This window comes from Acidovorax sp. KNOB132 (assembly GCF_057541515.1).
In genome coordinates this window covers 1-2,944 of sequence record NZ_BAAJYT010000356.1, presented here as the reverse complement: position 1 = coordinate 2,944, position 2,944 = coordinate 1, and the positions used below count along the sequence as shown (strand labels likewise).

Annotated in this window: 3 protein-coding genes; all 3 read right to left on the bottom strand. The window is 65.6% G+C overall.

Annotated features, from left to right (window positions below):
• On the bottom strand, positions 1–1,556 hold a 1,556-nt coding region (locus AC27IO_RS22370; RefSeq protein WP_498740832.1), incomplete at its 3' end, for a DUF6531 domain-containing protein.
• A gap of 65 nt (positions 1,557–1,621) precedes the next feature.
• On the bottom strand, positions 1,622–2,089 hold the full coding sequence (locus tag AC27IO_RS22365) for a DcrB-related protein (protein ID WP_498740830.1): 468 nt from the start codon (positions 2,087–2,089) through the stop codon (positions 1,622–1,624).
• On the bottom strand, positions 2,089–2,944 hold an 856-nt coding region (locus AC27IO_RS22360; RefSeq protein WP_498740828.1), incomplete at its 5' end, for a DUF2345 domain-containing protein. The genes AC27IO_RS22365 and AC27IO_RS22360, both read right to left, overlap by 1 nt.

Here is a 2,944-nt window from a genome sequence, read left to right as displayed (position 1 = left end):
CGCAGGCGCTGGCCCTGGGGGCCGCGCGCGCCGTCCTGGCGCTCGGGGCCGCTGGCCTGCGCGGCGCTCTCCCAGGCGTAGTGGCACGCAAAGCCGCCGGCATCAACCTGCAGGACCATAAGGCGTTCGGCATAGGCAAAGCGCCGGGTGAGGCTGCGCGTGCGGTCGAGCACTTCGGTGAGCTGGCCAGGCACGGGGTCTTCGGGCGAATGACCGGCGCCCTGGCGATCCTGATGGGGACTCTCGGCCGCATAGCGGTAGCTGGCGAGCAGGCCCAGTTGCTCGCCGGGGGCGGCCTGTACCAGGTGGATGGACTGCACCTGGCGGGCCTGCCCCGCATAGTCCAGCCGCAGTACCCGCCCCAGGTGGTCGGTGAGGCCCACCAGGCGCCGCGCGCTGTCGTAACGCAGCGCGATCCAGTGCCCGAAACGGTCGCGCAGGCGCAAGAGCTTGAGGACATGGGTGCCGGGCTCTTCGGGTGCCGGGCCGAATTGCTCGTGGATGTGGTCGAGGCCGCTGACTTCGAAGTGCCCCCCGGCGGTGCACCCAACGATGAAGCCCTCTCCAGTGTTGAAGAGGGCGTTGCCTGGCTCGACCCAGGGCAGCTCGATGTGCCGCCCCTGCGGATTGACGTAAACGAGGCGCCCGGCCTGTCCACTGCCGGGCGCTGGGCGAACCACGTGCAGTTCGATGTCGTAGGGCACGCTCCAGCCCTCGCCGTGCGCGGTGTCCTGACGGTGGTCGTGGTTGCTGTAAAAGCGCCGCCATTCGATGGGCAAAGGCCCGGGGAGCACGAAGTCGGTGTCGCGGCTGCCGTCCAGGACCTTGCCGCCCGTCGCGGGGTGCACGGGATAGCCGATCAGGGACCGGAACCCGCGCCCGAGCCACTCGCCGGCCATGCCGACGACGGCGCCCATGGCCAGGCACCCCACCCGCCCCAGGAAGTTGCCGCGCCCCATGGCCAGGCCGACACCGATCTCCAGCGCGGTCTCCCACCACAGCTTGTCGTCGGCGACATTGAGGTAGGCAGTCTTGTTGCCGCCGAAGAAGACGGTGTCCGCGCCGGTGGCGATCTGCGCGGCGCACATGAGCTTGTCGCCCTTGCGCGCAGCGGGAAAGGTCTCGATGAAGACGCTGTCGGTGCCCTCGGCGATGAAATTGGGGTTGGGAGAGGAGTGCTTGCTGCAGGCGGTGAAGTCGGCGACGGCCCGCATAGCCAGGCGTTTTTCGATGAGAACGGTGCCCGCCCCCTGCGCGCCCAGCTTGCCCGTGATCTCCAGTTCACCGATGTCCTCGGTCATCTCCTGGATCTTCTTTTCCTTGTAGCTGCTCCAGCCGGTCGCCCCTCCGATGAAGCCAGCCAGCAGGCCGCACGCCAGGATCGCCCCGCAGCCCATGGTGGCCACCGATACCCCAGCCAACAGCGCCACCGCACCTGCCACCAGCAAGGTCTCCACCATCCCCGACGCCAGCCGCAACCCCACCCGCGCCAGCCTCGACCACACCGACACGTGCCCGATGTCGTCGCCCAGCCTCGCCGCCGCCAGTCCACCCATGTTTTGTCTCCATCTTTTTTCAAGCCGTGCCTTCAGGCACGTGCGTTCGGGTCGTCGCCCCGTCGTCACTCACGCAAGACGAAACTCCCCAAGACATCGCTCACCATCTTGTGGTGCTCATCGGTGAAAGGGACCGGCAGCGAGAACGTCAGGCTCAGCACCTGGCGCGTGTCCGGCAGCAGGAACAGCGACTGCACGTGGTAAACCGTTTTGCCCTGCTGCTTGTAGCTCACCGAAAACTTCGAGCCGCCGATTTTTTGGCCGGCCCCCAAAAATGCGGGCTCGATCTCGCTGCGGGTGAATTTGCTCACTTGCCGGGAAAGATCGTTCAACTGGCGCTTCAAGAACTCCGGAGGCGTTTCGTCCGCCTCCAGCGGGTCCTTCGAGATCGCGATGGTCATGCCGCCGGAGCCGGGCTCGGGCGCCAGCAGGTGCATGGTGCGGTCCGTCACATGGGGCGGTGCCGTGATGTGGCCTTCTTGGAAGTGATAAAGCATGGTTTTTTTCTTCTGGAGGCCTTGGGCGGAGGTCATCAGCAATTGAGGTTGATCTTTTTCCCGAACTGGTCAAGGTCGTCCTGGAAATTGAAGACGCCTTTCACGCCATTGAGCACGATCGTGCCATCGGCCTTCAAGGTGATGGACGCCGCGCCGCAAACCAGGGTCATGCTCTCTCCTGCCACCTGCGTGATGTTCTTGCCCGCGTTCACAAACACCGTGTCGCTCTGCGCATTCACCACCACGTTTTCCTTGGCCAGCACGTTGGCGTTCAGGCTGGTGGAGGACAGCGATATGTTCTGCTCCGCCACCAGATTCATGTTGCCGGTTTGGGCCACGGAGGCCACGTCACCGCCCGAGACCATGTTGCTTTGCCCGCCCGAAGTCACATGCGTGAGCATGCCGCCCTTGGCCAACTGCGTGAGTTGCGCGCCACTGGAGATGGTCACGTGCTGCTGGGCGTGCACCGAAGTGCTCTGGCCCGAGCTGACGACGATGGGCTTGGGACTGATCATGCTTTGCCCTTCCGGGCTCACGATGGACACGATCGGCTTGGTGATGTCCTTGGACAAATCCATCAGGCCACGCGCATCCGGCATGGCAGGGTCGGTGTTGGTGGGCATGGCCGTTTCCGCGCCCCCTCCTCCATCGCCACCCGAGCGGGAACTTGCCATCTTGGCCAGCGAGGCCAAGCCGCCCGCCGCGCCCCCGGTCATGGCCGCAATGCCTGCCCCCATGCTGGCGATCTGCGAAGACTTGGCATCCGCCAATGCGCCGATGGTGGCGTTCACCGACGACACGGCCTGCCCGGCCTCCTGCATGAGTGAAGAGGTGTTGGCCAGCGTCGCACCCAGCTGATCGAACCCATCGGGGTTGTTGCTCGCCACCTTG